This window comes from Limnohabitans sp. Jir72 (assembly GCF_003063575.1).
GTDB lineage: Bacteria > Pseudomonadota > Gammaproteobacteria > Burkholderiales > Burkholderiaceae_C > Limnohabitans_A.
The window spans coordinates 90271-106889 of sequence record NZ_NESC01000003.1 but is presented as its reverse complement, the minus strand read 5'-3'; the positions used below and the strand labels follow the sequence as shown (position 1 = coordinate 106889).

12 protein-coding genes are annotated in these 16619 nt (G+C 61.8%); 4 read left to right on the top strand and 8 right to left on the bottom strand.

Translation table 11 applies throughout. The features are described from left to right. Nucleotides 1-43 precede the first annotated feature (43 nt). The 8 genes from B9Z52_RS05275 to B9Z52_RS05240 all read right to left on the bottom strand — a co-directional run bounded on the left by B9Z52_RS05275 (nucleotide 44) and on the right by B9Z52_RS05240 (nucleotide 10527). On the bottom strand, nucleotides 44-1213 hold the full coding sequence (locus B9Z52_RS05275; protein WP_108412798.1) for an acyl-CoA dehydrogenase family protein: 1170 nt from the start codon (nucleotides 1211-1213) through the stop codon (nucleotides 44-46). Beyond that, nucleotides 1210-3216, bottom strand: a complete 2007-nt coding sequence (locus B9Z52_RS05270; RefSeq protein WP_108412797.1) for a biotin carboxylase N-terminal domain-containing protein — start codon at nucleotides 3214-3216, stop codon at nucleotides 1210-1212. Before B9Z52_RS05270 ends, B9Z52_RS05275 begins: the two co-directional genes overlap by 4 nt. Then, nucleotides 3213-4043: an enoyl-CoA hydratase/isomerase family protein gene (locus tag B9Z52_RS05265; RefSeq protein WP_233251826.1), complete on the bottom strand. Its 831-nt coding sequence runs from the start codon at nucleotides 4041-4043 to the stop codon at nucleotides 3213-3215. The genes B9Z52_RS05270 and B9Z52_RS05265 overlap by 4 nt, the downstream gene beginning before the upstream one ends. After that, nucleotides 4040-5212, bottom strand: a complete 1173-nt coding sequence (locus B9Z52_RS05260; RefSeq protein ID WP_089952823.1) for an acyl-CoA dehydrogenase family protein — start codon at nucleotides 5210-5212, stop codon at nucleotides 4040-4042. The genes B9Z52_RS05265 and B9Z52_RS05260 overlap by 4 nt, the downstream gene beginning before the upstream one ends. 222 nt (nucleotides 5213-5434) lie before the next feature. After that, nucleotides 5435-7045 (bottom strand): acyl-CoA carboxylase subunit beta, encoded by a 1611-nt coding sequence (locus tag B9Z52_RS05255; protein ID WP_108412796.1) that lies wholly within the window; start codon nucleotides 7043-7045, stop codon nucleotides 5435-5437. Next, a complete protein-coding gene (locus tag B9Z52_RS05250; RefSeq protein WP_108412795.1) occupies nucleotides 7042-7935 on the bottom strand; it encodes an SDR family oxidoreductase in 894 nt (297 codons plus the stop codon). Before B9Z52_RS05250 ends, B9Z52_RS05255 begins: the two co-directional genes overlap by 4 nt. Continuing rightward, nucleotides 7932-8654, bottom strand: coding sequence for a TetR/AcrR family transcriptional regulator (locus B9Z52_RS05245; RefSeq protein WP_108412794.1), 723 nt, complete (start codon nucleotides 8652-8654; stop codon nucleotides 7932-7934). Before B9Z52_RS05245 ends, B9Z52_RS05250 begins: the two co-directional genes overlap by 4 nt. A gap of 688 nt (nucleotides 8655-9342) precedes the next feature. Beyond that, a complete protein-coding gene (locus B9Z52_RS05240) occupies nucleotides 9343-10527 on the bottom strand; it encodes an acyl-CoA dehydrogenase family protein (RefSeq protein ID WP_108412793.1) in 1185 nt (394 codons plus the stop codon). A gap of 122 nt (nucleotides 10528-10649) precedes the next feature. Between B9Z52_RS05240 and B9Z52_RS05235 the strand changes: the two genes are divergently transcribed. The 4 genes from B9Z52_RS05235 (at nucleotide 10650) to B9Z52_RS05215 (ending at nucleotide 16616) form a co-directional block, all read left to right on the top strand. Beyond that, nucleotides 10650-11855, top strand: coding sequence for an acetyl-CoA C-acetyltransferase (locus B9Z52_RS05235; RefSeq protein WP_108412792.1), 1206 nt, complete (start codon nucleotides 10650-10652; stop codon nucleotides 11853-11855). 21 nt (nucleotides 11856-11876) lie between these two features. Then, complete coding sequence (locus tag B9Z52_RS05230) at nucleotides 11877-14030, top strand: 3-hydroxyacyl-CoA dehydrogenase NAD-binding domain-containing protein (RefSeq protein ID WP_108412994.1); 2154 nt, start codon at nucleotides 11877-11879, stop codon at nucleotides 14028-14030. 897 nt (nucleotides 14031-14927) lie between these two features. Beyond that, on the top strand, nucleotides 14928-16205 hold the full coding sequence (locus B9Z52_RS05220; protein ID WP_369907852.1) for a sorbosone dehydrogenase family protein: 1278 nt from the start codon (nucleotides 14928-14930) through the stop codon (nucleotides 16203-16205). 96 nt (nucleotides 16206-16301) lie between these two features. Then, a complete protein-coding gene (locus B9Z52_RS05215; protein ID WP_108412791.1) occupies nucleotides 16302-16616 on the top strand; it encodes a cytochrome c in 315 nt (104 codons plus the stop codon). Nucleotides 16617-16619 lie beyond the last annotated feature (3 nt).

Here is a 16619-nt window from a genome sequence, read left to right as displayed (position 1 = left end):
CGCCAGTGCCCGCAAGGGCCTGGCGGTTTTTTCTTGGATGGGATCAAATGCCCAACTGCTTGGCCGCCAACTCTTTCATGATCTCTTCGGCCCCGCCGCCGATCATCATCACCTTGACTTCGCGGTAAACCCGCTCGCTCACCGTGCCGCGCATGTAGCCCATGCCGCCCAGCATTTGCACCGCGGCATCGGCGCAAAACTGCATGGTTTGGGTGGCGTGGTTTTTGAGCAGGCACACCTGCGCCACCCACTCGGCACCCGTCTGGCCCGCATCGGCTTGCTGCGTCACGGCATCCACCCAGGCTTGGGTGGACGAGATGCGCATGTGCATGTCCATCAGTTTGTGGCGAATCGCCTGGCGCTCGATCAGGGCCGCGCCAAAGGTCTGGCGCTGGCGGCTCCAGGCCAGGGCTTCATCAAAACAAGCCTGGGCAAAGCCCAGCGCCATGGCCGACATGGCCAGGCGCTCGCCATTGAAGTTGCCCATGATCATCTTGAAGCCCGCGCCTTCGTCGCCGATTCGGTAACGTTGGGGAACGCGCACGCCCTCAAAGCGCAGCTGCGCCGTGTCCGAGCTGTGCCAGCCCATTTTGTGCAGCCGTGTGCGCGAAATGCCGGGTGTGTCGCCGGGCACCACGACCATCGAGATGCCGCTGGCCCCCTTGCTGGCCGGATCGGTGCGCACGGCCAGTGTGATCCAGTCGGCGCGCAGGCCCGAGGTGATGAAGACTTTTTCGCCGTCGATGACATAGTCGCTGCCGTCTGCGCGTGCGGTGGTGCGCAGGCCGGCCACGTCGGAGCCACCACCGGGCTCGGTGATGGCCAGTGCGGCGATGCGCTCGCCGCGCAGCACCGGGGGCACGACTTCGGTCTGCAGCTCGGCACTGCCGTGCGCCATGACCGGGGGCAGGCCGATGTTGAGCGAGAACAGGCTGGCCATCACGCCGCCGCTGCCGCCGTAGCGGGCCAGGGTTTGCGACAGCAGGTTGCGCGCTCGCCAAGGGGCTGGCGTGCCGCCCAAATGCTCGGGGTAGCCCAGGCCCAGCAGGCCCAGCTCAGCGGCTCGTGTGTAAAGCGATCGGTCGAACTGACCGGCTTCTTCCCACGCGGGCACCTGCGGGGCGATGGCCTGACGGGCAAAGCGCTCCACCGTGGCCTGCAGGCTTTGCAGATCTTCGGTGGTGAAATCGGTGGTGAGTCCAGCGTTGTTCATGCGGCGTCCTTCCATTGCACCAGCACTTGGCCTGGGCCCACTTGCTGGCCCACGATGGCCGAGAGGCTGTGCACCACCGCATCGCGTGGGGCGCACAAAATGTGTTCCAGCTTCATCGATTCGATCACCAGCACGGCGTCGCCTTGTTGGACCGATTGGCCTTCTTGCACATGCAGTGCGATCAGCTTGCCGTTGAAAGGTGCGCGCAACGACTGCGCGGCTTGTGCGCTGGCGCCTGTGCTGGGCGCGCTGTGGCTTTGGTCGGTGAGCCACAGCTCAAAACATTCGTGGCCTTGCAGCTGCACATGCCACTGCACAGCGTTGGTGGTGCTCCGGCATGCCACAACGCGGGCTTGCCAGCGGCAGCCGTTCAAGTCGATGTGCAGTTGTTCAGCGATGCGCTGCACGCTGGCCTCGTGTGTGGCCTCGCCTGTTTGAATGCGCACTCGGCCTTGCCCCAGTTCCTGCAGGTTCAGCGCCAAGACCTCTTCACCCAGGCCCATGCGCACGGGTCGCATGAACGGGCTGGGCATCGCGGCTGCGGGTGCTTGATCGGCGAAGAGCACAGCCAGCACGGCCACGGTGCGGGCTTCGTTCGTGGCTTGCAAGCTTTGGCGCACCGCATCGGCCTGTTCGGCCAGGAAAGGGATCAAGGCTTCACCCGCACGGAACACCGGGTGCTGCAAGCACGCGGCCAAAAAGGCGCGGTTGGTGGGCAGGCCCAGCACAGCGGTCTGGTCCAAGCCCGTGCGCAGGCGGTCGATGGCTTCAGCGCGGGTGGGCGCGTGGGCAATCAGCTTGCCCAGCATGGCGTCGTAGTGGGGCGTGACCACTGCACCCGCGTGCAGCGCATGGTCAAAGCGCAAGCCCTTTGGCGCTGCAAAAGCTTGCACCGTGCCAGTCTGCGGCGTGAAGTGTTCGTCTTCGGCGCACAGGCGCACCTCGATGGCGTGGCCTTGCAGGCGCACATCGGCTTGCGCCAGGGGCAGCGCTTCACCGCGTGCAATGCGCAGCTGCCACTCGACCAAGTCGAGCCCCGTGAGCATCTCGGTCACCGGGTGTTCCACCTGCAGCCGGGTGTTCATCTCCATGAGATAAAACGGTTTGTCGGCTTGGGCCTCGTCCAGCAAAAACTCCACCGTGCCCGCACCCACATAGCCCGCCGATTGTGCGAGGGCAATGGCCGCTTGCCCGAGTTGCTCGCGCAGCGCAGCGCTCACGGCCGGGCTTGGCGATTCTTCGATGATCTTTTGGTGACGCCGCTGCACTGAGCAGTCGCGCTCACCCAGGTGGATGCAGTGGCCATCCTGGTCGGCCATGATTTGCACCTCGATGTGGCGGGGGCGCAGCAAGGCGCGCTCCATCAGCAAGTCGCCGTTGCCAAAACCGGCCAGTGCTTCCGAGCGAGCGCTGTGCAGCGCGGACAGCAGCTGCGCCATGTCGGTCACCAAGCGCATGCCGCGTCCGCCGCCTCCGGCCACGGCCTTGACCATCAGCGGCAAACCCAATTGCTCAGCCTGTGCGGTGAAGGTGGCATCGCTTTGGTCCGCGCCAAAGTAGCCAGGCAAGCAAGGCACGCCGTGCTGCAGGGCCAGTGCTTTGGCGGCCGACTTGCTGCCCAGGGCGCGGATGGCCTCGGGCGGTGGGCCGACCCAGGTCAGGCCCGCGTCGATCACGGCCTGAGCGAACTCGGCGTTTTCACTCAGGAAGCCATAACCCGGGTGCACCGCATCAGCTCCGGTGGCCTGCGCTGCCGCCAGCAGTTTGTCGATGCGCAAATACGAGTCGGCCGACAAGGTGCCGCCCAAAGCGAACGCGGTGTCGGCTTCTTGCACATGCAAGGCGTCGCGGTCGGCGTCTGAATAAACGGCCACCGTCTGGATGCCCATGCGGCGGGCCGTGCGGATCACGCGGCGGGCGATCTCGCCCCGGTTGGCAATCAGCAGGCGGGTGACTTGGGCGTTTACGGTGTTGGGCACAGTGGTGGGCAAAGTGGATGTCATGCAGGGTCCTTGCCAGAAAGTGTCCAAGGCGCAGGCTGTTTGCGTGCAAACGCGGCCAGACCTTGCGCGGCTTCGGCGCTGCGCAAGCCTTGTGCAAAAGCTTGTGCAGCGGCATCGCGCAAATCAGGCACAGGGCCACGCAGTTGCCGCAGCAGTTGTTTGGTGCTGGCCACTGCGCCGGGCGCAGCACGGATGAGGCGCTGCAAAATGGCCTGCCAGGCTTCGTCGCTGTGCTGCTCAACCACTTCATGGACCAGACCCACTTGCAGTGCTTGGGCGGCGGTGTAGCTCAGCCCTTGCAGCAGGCACTGGCGTGCAGCACTCTCGCCCAGGCGTTGCCACACAAAAGGCGCGATCTGCGCCGGTGTCAAGCCCAGGGTGACTTCGGGTGTGCCCAATACCGAGCGTGCTGTGGCCACCACATGGTCGGCGCAGCACACCAGGCCAAAACCGCCGCCCATGGCCGCGCCATCCACCCGGCACACCAGCAGCTGGGGCAGGGCGCTCAGAGCGTGCAGCAGGTCACCAAATCCCCGGTTCATCGCCAGCAACGGGTCGGTTTGCCCGTCTTGCAAGGGCTGGCCAATCAGGCTGGCAAAGCCGCCCAAACTGCCACCCGCGCAAAAGGCACCGCCTGCGCCGGTCAGCACCACGATGCGCAGCGTGTTGTCGGCTGCGGCTCGCGCACAGGCTTGCAGTAAGCCGTCCACCACCGCGTCGCTCAGTGCGTTGCGTGTGGCCGGGTCGTTCATGGTCCAAGTCTCGACAGAACCTTCGCGCGTGATCTGCAACGCGTTGCTCACTGTCATGTTGATGGTTGTGTTCATTTCTGAGGCCGTTTGGCAATGCCCATCATCTTGGCCAAGATGCCCAACATCACCTCGTCCGCACCGCCACCAATCGAGGCCAAACGCCCGTCGCGGTACATGCGCGAGACCTTGTTCTCCCAAGTGAAGCCCATGCCGCCCCAAAACTGCAAGCAGGTATCGGGCACCGTGCGGTTCAAACGGCCCGCTTTGAGCTTGGCCATGGTGGCCCATTCGGTCACGTCTTCGCCTGCGATGTAGTGCTCGCAGGCCTGGTAGGTCAGGGCACGCAGGCACTCCACATCGGCTTTGAGTTCGGCCAGCTTGAACTGCACCCACTGCTGGTCGGCCAGGGTGCTGCCAAAGAGCTTGCGCTCTTGTGCCCATTCCACCGTCCACTGGATGCAGTTGGTCAGGGATTGCAGCGTGCTGGCCGCGCACCACAGGCGCTCTTCCTGAAACTGCTGCATCTGGTAGATGAAGCCCTGGCCCTCGGCCCCAATGCGGTAGCGCTGCGGCACACGCACCTCGTCGAAATAAATCAAGCCCGTGTCGCTGCTGTTCATGCCGATCTTTTTGATCTTTTTGCCCACCTCGATGCCGGGCAGCAACTTGCCGTTTTCGCGCATGGGCACCATGACCAGGCTTTTGTTTTTATGGATCGGGCCTTCCCCCGTGTTGACCAGCATGCACATCCAATCGGCCTGCAGGCTGTTGGTGATCCACATTTTTTGGCCGCTGATCACGTAGTCGTCGCCGTCCTTGCGGGCCACGGTTTTGATGCCCGCCACATCGCTGCCCGCACCGGGCTCGCTCACGCCAATGCAGCCCACCATGTCGCCCGCAATCGCCGGGGCCAAAAATTGTGCGCGCAATTCGTCACTGCCAAAGCGTGCCAAGGCGGGCGTGGCCATGTCGGTCTGCACACCAATGGCCATGGGGATGCCGCCGCAGTCGATGTGGCCCAGTGCCTCGGCCATGGCCATGCTGTACGAATAATCCAAGCCCGCGCCGCCAAAGGCTTCGGGCTTGGTCAGGCCCAAAAGACCCAAATTGCCCATTTTCTTGAAGACCTCGTGCGCCGGGAAAATCTCGGCCGCTTCCCACTCGTCCACATGGGGGTTGATCTCGGCTTCGATGAAGCGCTTGAGCGTGTTCTGGATCTCGCGGTGCTCGTGGGTGTATTGCATGGTGTGTCTCCTTTTGCGTCATAGTGGGTTTCAATGGCTGTGACAGCGTTCAATCGTGAAAATGAAGTCCGTCATCGCGAGCGAAGCGCGGCGATCCAGTGCCTGCACAGGCGCGAAGCTGGATTGCCACGCTTTGCTCGCAATGACAAGTCAGGCTTCGCTCGCAATGACAAGTCACGCAGCGATTTCAAAGATGTGCAGGTGGATGTCATGACGGACAACTCACATCCGGGCCACGCCAAAGCTTGTGGCGCGGAGTTGGCGGGCTGCACTCTCGGCACAGGTGTCGAGGCAAAAGCTCAGCACGCTGCGGGTGTCGCGCGGGTCGATCACGCCGTCGTCCAGCACCAGGCCACTGGTGTAGAAGGCATCGGCTTGCGCTTCAAACAGGGCCACGATCTTGTCGAACTGGGCTTGCATTTTCTCGGGGTCGGGCGTGATGCCTTTGCGGGCCATACCGGCTTCGGCCACGATCTGCATGGTGCGGGCCGCTTGCTCGCCGCCCATGACCGCCGTTTTGGCGCCGGGCCAGCTGAACAAAAAGCGCGGTGCATAACCCCGCCCGCACATGCCGTAGTTGCCCGCACCAAACGAGGCCCCGCACTGGATGGTGATCTGCGGCACGGTGGCGCTGGTCACGGCCTGGATCATCTTGGAGCCGTGCTTGATCATGCCGCCTTGCTCGCTGTCTTTGCCCACCATGTAGCCGGTGGTGTTTTGCAAGTAAATGATGGGGTGGCCCAGCTGGCACATCCACTGGATGAAGTGCGTGGCCTTGTTGGCCCCGGCCACATCGATCGGACCGTTGTTGCTGATGATGCCCACCGCATGCCCGCCGATGCGCGCTTGCGCGCACACCGTGGCCGCGCCAAACAGCGGTTTGAATTCCAGAAAATCCGAGTCGTCCACCAAGCGCAAGATGACTTCGCGCATGTCGATCGGTTCGCGGTGGTGCGCGGGCATCAGGCCCAGCAGTTCTTCGGCGTCCAGGCGCGGGGGCTTGGCATCCCGTCGGTTACTGCGCGCAGCCCAGTCCCAACGCGCCACCACATCGCGTGCGGTGCCCAGCGCGTGGCGGTCGTCTTCGCACAGGTACTCGCCCAGGCCCGACACGCTGGTGTGCATCTCGGCCCCGCCCAGTTCTTCTTCGGTCGCCACTTCGCCCGTCGCGGCTTTGAGCAAAGGTGGCCCGGCCAGAAAGGCGCGCGACCTGCCACGTACCATGATCACGGTGTCACTCAGGCCCGGCATGTAGGCCCCGCCTGCGGTGCCCGAGCCGTGTTGCACCGTGAGCACCGGCAAGCCCGCCGCCGACAGGCGGGCGAGGTTGCGGAACAGGCTGCCCCCCAACACAAAACCCTCGACCTTGTATTGCATCAGGTTGGCCCCGGCGCTTTCGACCAGGTGCACAAAAGGCAGTTTGTTTTCGAGTGCGACTTCTTGCACGCGCAAAATCTTTTCAAGGCCGCGTGCCTGAATCGCTCCGGCCTCGATGCCCGAGTCGCTGGCCACCACCATGCAGCGCACACCGCTGATGAAACCAATGCCCGTGATCATGCCGCCGCCGGGCACCGATTTGGTCGGGTCCGGCGTGTCCTGCATGAAGCCTGCCAAAGCACACAGTGGCAAGAAAGGTGCGCCAGGGTCCAGCAACAAGGCCACGCGCTCACGCGGCAACAACTGCCCGCGTTTGTCGAACACCGGTTTGGACTGGGCAGAGGCAAGGGCTGCGCGGTCTTGCAGGGCATGCCACTGCGCCATGCGGGCCAGCGCGGCCTCACGCCTTTGCTGCGCCACGGGGCTGTGTGGGTTCCAGGTGGATTCGAAATTCATTGGAATACCTTGGGGGTCACGGCACGGTGAAAGCCATTAAACGGTTTGACCGCATCGCGTGTTTGCACATCGGCTTGGGCCACACCTTGCTGCCAGCCCATGCGCATTTGCGGGCGGGCACCGTCTACGCGCAGCACTGTGCCGCTGATGAAACTCGCTGCGGGTGACAGCAAAAACACAATCGCTGCTGAGGTCTCGGCCTCGGTGCCAAAGCGGCCTTGTGGCACGGTGTTGCGCATGGCGCGCAGCATGTCTCCCGCCTCGGGCGGGTAATGGTCCATGCCGCTGCTGGCGATGTAGCCTGGGGCCACGGCGTTGACGCGCACACCGTGCGCCGCCCATTCCAGTGCGGCGGTTTCGGTGAAGCTGACCATGCCCGCGCGCGCTGCGCCACTGTGGCCCATGCCGGGCATGGAGCCCCACATGTCGGCCACGATGTTGACCACCGCGCCGCCATGCTGTTGCATGCTTTGGTTGAAGCACTCACGCGCCACCAAAAAGCCGCCCGTCAAGTTGGTGTCGATGACCGCTTGCCAGCCCTTGGCGCTGGTGCTGGCCAGGGGCGAGATGTATTGCCCGCCCGCGTTGTTGACCACGCCATGAATGCGGCCGTGCTGCTGCACCACCTGCGCGACCATGGCTTTGACATCGTCCTCGCGCCGGATGTCGGTGCTGTGCCAGCTCGCCTGACCACCGTCACCCACGATCTCTTGCGCTGTGGCGCTCAGCTTGTCGGGGTTGCGGCCCACCAGCACCACATGTGCGCCCAGGCTGGCCAGCTCGTGCGCGGTGCAGCGGCCAATGCCCGAGCCGCCGCCGGTGACCAGGATGACTTGTCCGCTCAGCAGGTCGGGGGCAAAGACGGATTGGTAAGTTGTGGCGGGGTTCATGCGGGGTCTCTCAAAAACAAGGCCAGAGCGGCCTCGGTCAAATCGTCCAGGGAGGCGCGTGGGGCACTGGGCTCTGTTGCTTTCGCCGCCGTTTGGCTTGAGCGTGTAACCGAATGCTTGGCCGCATTTGTCGCCAAGTTCTGGCCGGTCGGCTGGTACCACTGCACCGCCCAGTTCAAAGCGCCAAAAATCATCAGCCGGGCCAAACCCACGGGGGCTTGCAGTTGCCCGCTGTCATACAGCGTTTGCAACACGGGCGTCCAGGCGGCTTCGTAGTCGTCCTTGATTTGCGTGATGGTTTGGCGCTGTTCGGCGCTCAGCGAGCGCCATTCGTAAAGCATCACCGGGATGAAGTCGCTGTCCGGTCCCAGCAGCACATCGAACTGGTTGCGGATCAGTACGCGCAGTTGTTCGCGTGGGGGCAGGTCATCCGGCAGGTCAGCGCAAGCGGCCGTTTGCCGATGGCTGGCTTGCTTCATGCCCTCGACCATCACGGCCAGCAACAGGTCTTGTTTGTTGCCGAAGTGATAAAACGGCGAGCCCGGCTGCATGCCCACTTGCGCCGCGATTTCGCGGGTGCTGGTGGCGTCGTAGCCCTTGCGGTGAAACAGCTGCGCCGCAGCCGAGATGAGCGCCTGACGCCGGTTGCCATCGTCGCGTTCGCCCTCGGTCTTGCGGGGGCGGCCGCGTGCGCGTTTGGGTTCGGTCAACTCAGACATGCGCACTCACATTTGTAGGAGCCCACCCCGTGGGCGATGGGCGTAGAACGCGCCCTTGTGAGGTCAATCGCCCACAGGGGTGGGCTCCTACGGGGGAGGGCAGTGGTGAAGCAGGCCTCATGGCCGCTCTGCCCCTTCGCTCAACGGCTTGTATTGGTGTAGGAGCCCATCCCGTGGGCGATAGGCGAGGCACACGCCTTTGTGAGGTCAATCGCCCACAGGGGTGGGTTCCTACAGGGAAGGGCAGAAGTGATGCAGACCCCAAGGTTCCTCTGCCCCTTCGCTCAACGGCTTGCATTGGTGTAGGAGCCCACCCCGTGGGCGATGGGCGTGGCACACGGCCTTGTGAGGTCAATTGCCCACAGGGGTGGGCTCCTACGGGGGAGGGCAGTGGTGAAGCAGGCCTCATGGCCGCTCTGCCCCTTCGCTCAACGGCTTGCATTGGTGTAGGAACCCACCCCGTGGGCGATGGGCGTGGCACACGGCCTTGTGAGGTCAATCGCCCACAGGGGTGGGCTCCTGCGGGGGAGGGCAGCGGTGAAGCAGGCCTCATGGCCGCTCTGCCCCTTCGCTCAACGGCTTGTATTGGTGTAGGAGCCCACCCCGTGGGCGATGGGCGTGGCACACGGCCTTGTGAGGTCAATCGCCCACAGGGGTGGGCTCCTGCGGGGGGGGGGCAGTGGTGTGCTCATCGCCCCGCCAAACCCATGCTGCGGGAGATCACTTCTTTCATGATCTCGTTGGTGCCGCCGTAGATGCGTTGCACGCGGGCGTCGGCATAGGCGCGGGTGATGGGGTATTCCCACATGTAGCCATAGCCGCCGTGCAGCTGCACGCACTCGTCCATCACCTTGCACTGCAAATCCGAGCACCAGTACTTGGCCATGCTGGCGGTGGCGGTGTCCAGCTTGTCTTGCAGCAGCAGTTCAGAGCACTTGTCCACGAACACACGCGCCACCTGCACTTCGGTCTGCAGCTCGGCCAGGGTGTAGCGGGTGTTTTGGTAGTTGCCCACGGCCTGGCCAAACACCTTGCGGTCTTTCACGTACTGCACCGTCCAGTCGATGGCCGCTTGCGCAGCGGCAATGCCGCCAATCGCGATTTGCAGGCGCTCCCAAGGCAGCTGCTCCATGAGGCAAATGAAGCCCTTGCCCTGCATGGCGGTGCCGCCCAGCAGCTGGTCGGCACTGACCTTGACGTTGTCAAAAAACAGCTCGGAAGTGTCTTGTGCTTTGAGGCCCAGCTTCTTCAAGCGCTTGCCTTTTTCAAAGCCAGGCGTGCCACGTTCGATCAGGAACAAGCTGGTGCCTTTGGCACCTGCAGCTGGGTCGGTCTTGGCCACCAAAATCACCAAATCGGCGTGCCAGCCGTTGGTGATGAAGGTCTTGCTGCCGTTGATCACGTAGTGACCGTCGGGCACGCTACCGGAGGGGCCTGCTTGCCATATGGCGGTGGTTTTGACGCCCTGCAGGTCCGAGCCCGCTGCGGGTTCGCTCATGGCAATCGCTCCCACCATCTCGCCAGTGGCCAGCTTGGGCAGGTACTTTTGCTTTTGGGCTTCGGTGCCGTAATGCAGGATGTAGGGCGCGACGATCTCGCTGTGCAGGCCGTAGCCAATGCCGCTGAAACCGGCGCGTGAAAGTTCTTCCATCTGCACCACCGAATACAGCTTGTCCGCGTCTGAGCCGCCATAGGCCTCGGGCAGGGTCATGCACAAAAAGCCGTTGTCACCGGCCTTGTTCCAGACGGCGCGGTCCACGTAGCCCTGCTCTTCCCATGCCTCGTGGTGGGGGGCGATTTCTTTGTCCATGAAGCGGCGAAAGCTGTCGCGAAAGGCTTCGTGGTCGGGGGTAAAGAGTGTGCGTTCAATCATCGGTGTCACCTTCAAGACTGGGGTTCTGAGATTTATACAAAGCGTTTGCTTGGTAAAAGTCTATACTGTTTGAAAACCCCCGCAACACAGGGCAAACCCCCTGATGACCCCCAGGAGACAGCATGAGCGAAGCATTTGTTTATGACGCCATACGCACACCGCGTGGCAAGGGCAAAAAAGACGGCAGCCTGCACGAAGTCAAACCCATCAGCTTGCTGGCAGGCGTGCTGCGCGAGCTGCAAAGCCGCAACCAGCTGGACACCGCTGCGGTGGACGACGTGGTCATGGGCGTGGTCTCGCCCATTGGCGAGCAGGGCTCGGTGATCCCCAAAGTGGCGGCCTTGGCGGCCGGTTGGGACTGGCGCTGCTCGGGCGTGCAGCTCAACCGCTTTTGCGCCTCGGGCCTGGAAGCGGTCAACATGGCCGCCATGAAAGTGCGCAGCGGCTGGGAAGACCTGGTCGTGGCCGGTGGCCTGGAAAGCATGAGCCGCGTGCCGATTGGCTCGGACGGCGGCGCTTGGGCGCAAGACCCCGAAACCAACAGCGCCACACTGTTTGTGCCGCAAGGCATTGGCGCAGATTTGATCGCCACCATGAGTGGCTTCAGCCGCCACGATGTCGATGCCTTCGCGGTGGAGTCTCAAAAGCGCGCCACGGCAGCGCGTGCTGCGGGTTACTTCGATGGCTCGGTGGTGCCGGTCAAAGACAAGCTGGGCCAGGTCATCTTGGCGCAAGACGAATTCATCAAGCCCAGCACCACGGTGGAAACGCTGGGCGGCCTCAAAGCTTCGTTCGAGCAACTGGGGGCCATGGGCTTTGACGCGGTGGCTTTGCAGCGTTATCCGCAAGTCGAACGCATCCACCATGTGCACCACGCGGGCAACTCGTCCGGCATTGTGGACGGCGCAGCGGCGGTGTTGATCGGCTCGGAAGCCGCAGGCAAAACCCATGGCCTCACACCGCGTGCCCGCATCGTTTCGGTGGCCTTGTCGGGCGCTGACCCGACCATCATGCTCACAGGCCCCATGCCGGCCGCACGCAAGGCGCTGGCCAAGGCGGGGCTGACGATTGACCAGATCGATTTGTTCGAGATCAACGAAGCCTTTGCTGCCGTGCCCATGAAGTTCATGCAAGAGATGCATGTGCCGCACGACAAGGTGAACGTGAACGGCGGCGCGATCGCCATGGGCCATCCGTTGGGGGCCACGGGCGCGATGATCATTGGCATCCTGATCGACGAACTGCACCGCCGCCAACTGCGCTACGGCATGGCCACTTTGTGTGTGGGCGGTGGCATGGGCATCGCCACCATCGTTGAACGGGTTTGATTGGGAGACACCAAAATGATTTTGAAAACACTGCGCTACGAACTGGCTGACGGCATCGCCACCATCACCTTTGACGAGCAGGGCTCGCCGGTCAACACCATGTGCCTGCAATGGCAGGCTGACCTGACCCAGGTGGCCGAGCAGGTGGCCAAAGACAAGGCGGCTTTGAAAGGTGTCATCCTGGCCTCGGCCAAGTCCACCTTTTTTGCAGGGGCTGACCTCAAGGGCGTGATGCGCTCGCAAGCCTCGGACGGCCCGCGTGTCTTTGTGGAGATTGAAGGCATCAAAAAAGCTTTTCGCACCATCGAGACCCTGGGCGTGCCGGTGGTCAGCTGCCTGAATGGCACGGCGCTTGGCGGCGGCTGGGAAGTCGCGCTGATCGGCCATCACCGCATCGCCACGGCCAACCCCAAAACACAATTTGGTTTGCCCGAAGTCACGCTGGGTTTGATTCCCGGTGGCGGCGGCATCACCAAGATGACGCGCCAACTGGGCTTGCTGGCCGCACAGCCCTATGTGCTGGAGAGCAAACTCTTTGGCCCCGAAGAAGCGCAAAAGCTCGGCCTGGTGCACGAGATCGTGGCCAGCGACGACGAGCTGCGCCCACGCGCTTTGGCGCACATTGCGGCAAGCCAAGGCCAGCCCGAAGCAGCCCAACACCTGTGGGACCGCAAGGACTACAAAATGCCCGGCGGCACGCCGAGCAACCCCAAGATCGCGGGCATGTTGAGTGTGGCTCCTGCAGTGCTCAAGCAAAAAACACGCGGCCTGTACCCTGCGCCCGAAGCGGCGTTGGCTGCCATGGTCGAAGGCGCGATGGTGGACTTTGACACCGCCATGCGCATCGAAAGCCGTTACCTCGCAGGTCTCATGACCAGCCAGGTGGCGCGCAACATGATCAACACCTTCTTCTTCAACATGAACAGCATCAAGGGCGGCCAAAGTCGCCCCAAGGCTGCGCCGCGCTACAAGCCACAAAAGGTGGGCATTTTGGGTGCGGGCATGATGGGCTCGGGCATTGCGTATTCACAAGCCAGCCGGGGCATCGCCACGGTGCTCAAAGATGTGAGCGTGGAAGCTGCCGAAAAAGGCAAGGCCTACAGCCACAAGCTCACGCAAAAGCGCGTGGACAAAGGCCGCATGGCCGCTGACAAACAAGCGGCCCTGTTGTCACTCATCCAGCCCACGGCCAGCGCCGCAGACCTGAAGGGCTGCGATCTGATCATCGAAGCCGTGTTTGAAAACCGCGAGCTCAAGGCCCGTGTCACGCAAGAGGCCGAGCCGATGCTCGCAGAAGGCGGCTTCTTTGCAAGCAACACCTCCACCTTGCCCATCAGCGGCCTGGCCACGGCCAGCGCCAATGCCAACAAATTCGTGGGCATCCATTTCTTTAGCCCCGTCGACAAGATGCAGCTGGTGGAAATCATTCGCGGCGCACAGACCGACGACGAAACCATCGCCCGCGCATACGACTACGTGCAGGCGCTGGGCAAGCTGCCCATCGTGGTGAACGACTCGCGCGGCTTCTACACCAGCCGCACTTTTGGCACCTTTGTGATGGAAGGCGCGGCCATGCTGGGCGAGGGCATCCCCGCCCCCGTGATCGAGAACCTGGCCATGCAAGTGGGCATGCCCGTTGGCCCGTTGGCCGTGCTGGACGAAACCGCGCTGTCGCTCTCGGTGCATGTGCTGGACCAGACCCGCGAGGACTTTGCCAAAGCAGGCAAAATCCACACTGCCACGCCAGGCGAGCTGCTGGTCGAGCGCATGGTCAAAGAACTCAAGCGCCCCGGCCGCGCCGCAGGCGGTGGTTTTTACGACTACCCTGTAGGCCAGAAAAAAGTGCTGTGGCCCGAACTCAAAACCCGCTTTGAAAAAGCCGATGTGGCCTACAGCCAGCAAGACATCAAAGACCGCCTGCTGTACCGCCAGGCCGTGGAAACCGCCCGCTGCCTGCAAGAAGGCGTGCTGACCTCGGTGCACGACGGCAACATCGGCTCGATCTTCGGTATTGGCTTTCCGGCTTGGACCGGTGGTGCGCTGCAGTTCATCTATGGCCAGGGTGTGGATGCGTTTGCCAAGCGGTGTGCTGAATTGGCAGCCTTGTATGGGGCGGGCTTTGCGCTGACGGCGGAAGTGATCTCGAGCTTGAAGCAGCACCAACCGGTGTATTGAAGGCTTGGCCCAGGATATGGGCCTTCAAGAATCAACGCAGCGTCCGGGTGACCGGGGTGCTGCGTTTTCATTGACTGCTAGAACTGCGCTTTCCTTTGCTTCTCAACATAAAGCGGGTCAGCAAACGCGGCGTTTTGCCCGCGTGTACAAAAAGTTGACCCAGGCCAGTTTGATTGCCGACACCGCACCGATGCCGAGCCGATGCCGCTGTGGTGGTGGTGGTGGTGGTGGTGGCCGACAACCCCGACGTGGGTGAGCGCAAAAAAGGCGACTAGGCCCAGCTGTGGGTGTACAAGTTTTGCAGCCAGGGCCAGTTGTACCTGCTGGGCTACACCCGAGAAGACACCGTGCGCTTGGTCTAACTGGAAGCCATGGGGCCGCACGAAAATTTCTAAAGGGATTTGAAGCGTTGAGCAGCGCTGGGTGGCTCGCATGGCAAGTCAAATTAAATGGTCGCCACCACTTCAAGGCCGATGGCTTTTCGTTGAACAGTTGCAGCAAGGCTTGACGGTTGTGCCCACGCCAAGAAGCAAGGTTTGCTTTGGATTGATTGGCGTGTCCTTTGTGTTGACGGCGGAAGTGCTTGCGATCTTGAAAAAATACCAACCGGTCTATTGATGCAGGCAGGGTATTGTTCGTCCCGGCCCAAAGCTGAGGTGACAAACCTTGCTGCTTTTCGGGGGGCCTGGGGAATTCTTCTTAGAATTTGAGTATAAAAAAAAGAGGTATGAAATTTTTTATCAGAGTTTTATTAATTTATTTCAGTTTTGATTTCAAACAGTCACATGCGTGTCTGTTTTGCCCGGTTTGCTAGGGTTACTGCTAGGTATTTGATGCGCATACCCAAACTTACGATGCGTGCAGGGAATGTTCCCTTCAACTGATTAAAGGTGCCTTGTGAACTTGATCAAACTCTCCGCGCTGACCCTGGCTGTTGCAGCCTTGGCTGCGACCAATGCCTCCGCTCAAGACAAAAATTTGTCCACGCTTCAGCGCATGGGCAACACGTCCACCAACATGAATATTCCGTCTGTGCCCCAAGAGGGCAAGAATGCGGACGCCATTCGTGCCAACCTGAAAAAAGTCAAACTGCCAGATGGCTTCAAGATTGACTTGTACGCCGTGGTGCCCGATGCGCGCTACATGGCCGTTGCGCCTTCAACCAACATGCTGTTTGTCGGCACTCGCAAGACCACCGTGTGGGCTGTGACCAACCGCAACAACGGTGACGCTGCGACCGAAGTCAAGGCATTCGCACCTTCCATCAAATTCAGCAACCCCAACGGTGTGTGTTTCACCAAAGACGGTTTCTTGGTCGTGGCTGAATCCAACCGCATCTTGCATTTCCCTGCGGCCGAATACTTCTACGAAGGTCCGGACGTGGCCGTCGATTTGGTGGTGCCAGAAGGCAAGTTGATTCCTGTGGAAGAGCAATCTTTCAACCACACAGGCCGTGTTTGCAAGGTCGCCAACGATGGCAAGATCTATGTCACCATGGGCCAGCCTTACAACGTGCAGCCCAAAGACAAAGTCGAGTTGTTTGAGCAACTGGGCATTGGCGGCGTTCTGCGCTTCAATGGCCTCGATGGTTCCGGCCGCACCGTGTACTCCAAGGGCATGCGCAACCCAGCCGGTATTTCCATCGGACCAAAGGGTGACATCTGGACCACAGACAACCAGGTCGACGGTTTGGGCGACGACATCCCACCAGGCGAGTTGAACAAACTCACCAAGGCAGGCGAACACTTTGGCTTCCCTTACTACAACGGCCACTTCAAAGTCGCAGGTTCCGCTGCTGCAGCTGACCTCAAGGACATGAAAGAGCCTGCCGGCGCGATCTATCCTCAAGTCGAGTTCCCAGCGCACCAGGCGCAGCTCGGCCTGACCCACTACACCGGCAAGGCCTTCCCTGCGAAGTACCAAGGCGGTCTGTTTGTGGCTTCGCACGGTTCATGGAACCGCACCACACCGAGCGGCTACCTGATCAACTACGTGCCTATCAAGGCCGATGGCTCAGCCGGTGCTTCAGAAGTCTTTGCCGATGGCTTCTTGGACAAGACCACCGGTCGCGCTTTGGCTCGCCCAGTGGACGTGGCCAACTTGCCTGACGGCTCGATCTTGGTGTCTGACGACTACGCTGGTGCCATCTACCGCATCAGCTACGTGGGTAACTGATCGGTCTAGATACAGGCCCAGGCTGCCAGCCGCAAGCCTGTATCGTTTGTGCTTCGGGGCCTCTGCGCGAGGCCCCGTTTATTGAAGTCCTATGCTATGAAAAATATCTTATTGATCGGTTTGATGGCTGTGATGTCCAGCAGCTATGCCGATGACGTGAGTGCAGGTCGTGCCAAAGCCGATGTGGCTTGCGCTTTGTGTCATGGCCCCAATGGGGTAGCGACGCTACCCAATGCGCCCAATCTCGCGGGGCAGCAGGCCTTTTACGTGAGTGAACAACTCAAGAGTTACCGCAGTGGTCAACGTCAAAATGCCGTGATGGGTGTGATTGCCAAACCACTGACAGATGCTGAAATTTCCCAGCTTGCAGCTTGGTACAGTGCCATCAAGGTCACGGTTGAACTGCCTTGACGC

Bases quoted from the DNA above. Each gene is read 5' to 3' on its own strand.
- B9Z52_RS05215 (WP_108412791.1), top strand. From the start codon at position 16,302: ATGAAAAATATCTTATTGATCGGTTTGATGGCTGTGATGTCCAGCAGC.
- B9Z52_RS05235 (WP_108412792.1), top strand. From the start codon at position 10,650: ATGAGCGAAGCATTTGTTTATGACGCCATACGCACACCGCGTGGCAAG.
- B9Z52_RS05265 (WP_233251826.1), bottom strand. From the start codon at position 4,043: ATGAACACAACCATCAACATGACAGTGAGCAACGCGTTGCAGATCACG.
- B9Z52_RS05255 (WP_108412796.1), bottom strand. From the start codon at position 7,045: ATGAATTTCGAATCCACCTGGAACCCACACAGCCCCGTGGCGCAGCAA.
- B9Z52_RS05250 (WP_108412795.1), bottom strand. From the start codon at position 7,935: ATGAACCCCGCCACAACTTACCAATCCGTCTTTGCCCCCGACCTGCTG.
- B9Z52_RS05270 (WP_108412797.1), bottom strand. From the start codon at position 3,216: ATGACATCCACTTTGCCCACCACTGTGCCCAACACCGTAAACGCCCAA.
- B9Z52_RS05245 (WP_108412794.1), bottom strand. From the start codon at position 8,654: ATGTCTGAGTTGACCGAACCCAAACGCGCACGCGGCCGCCCCCGCAAG.
- B9Z52_RS05260 (WP_089952823.1), bottom strand. From the start codon at position 5,212: ATGCAATACACCCACGAGCACCGCGAGATCCAGAACACGCTCAAGCGC.
- B9Z52_RS05240 (WP_108412793.1), bottom strand. From the start codon at position 10,527: ATGATTGAACGCACACTCTTTACCCCCGACCACGAAGCCTTTCGCGAC.
- B9Z52_RS05275 (WP_108412798.1), bottom strand. From the start codon at position 1,213: ATGAACAACGCTGGACTCACCACCGATTTCACCACCGAAGATCTGCAA.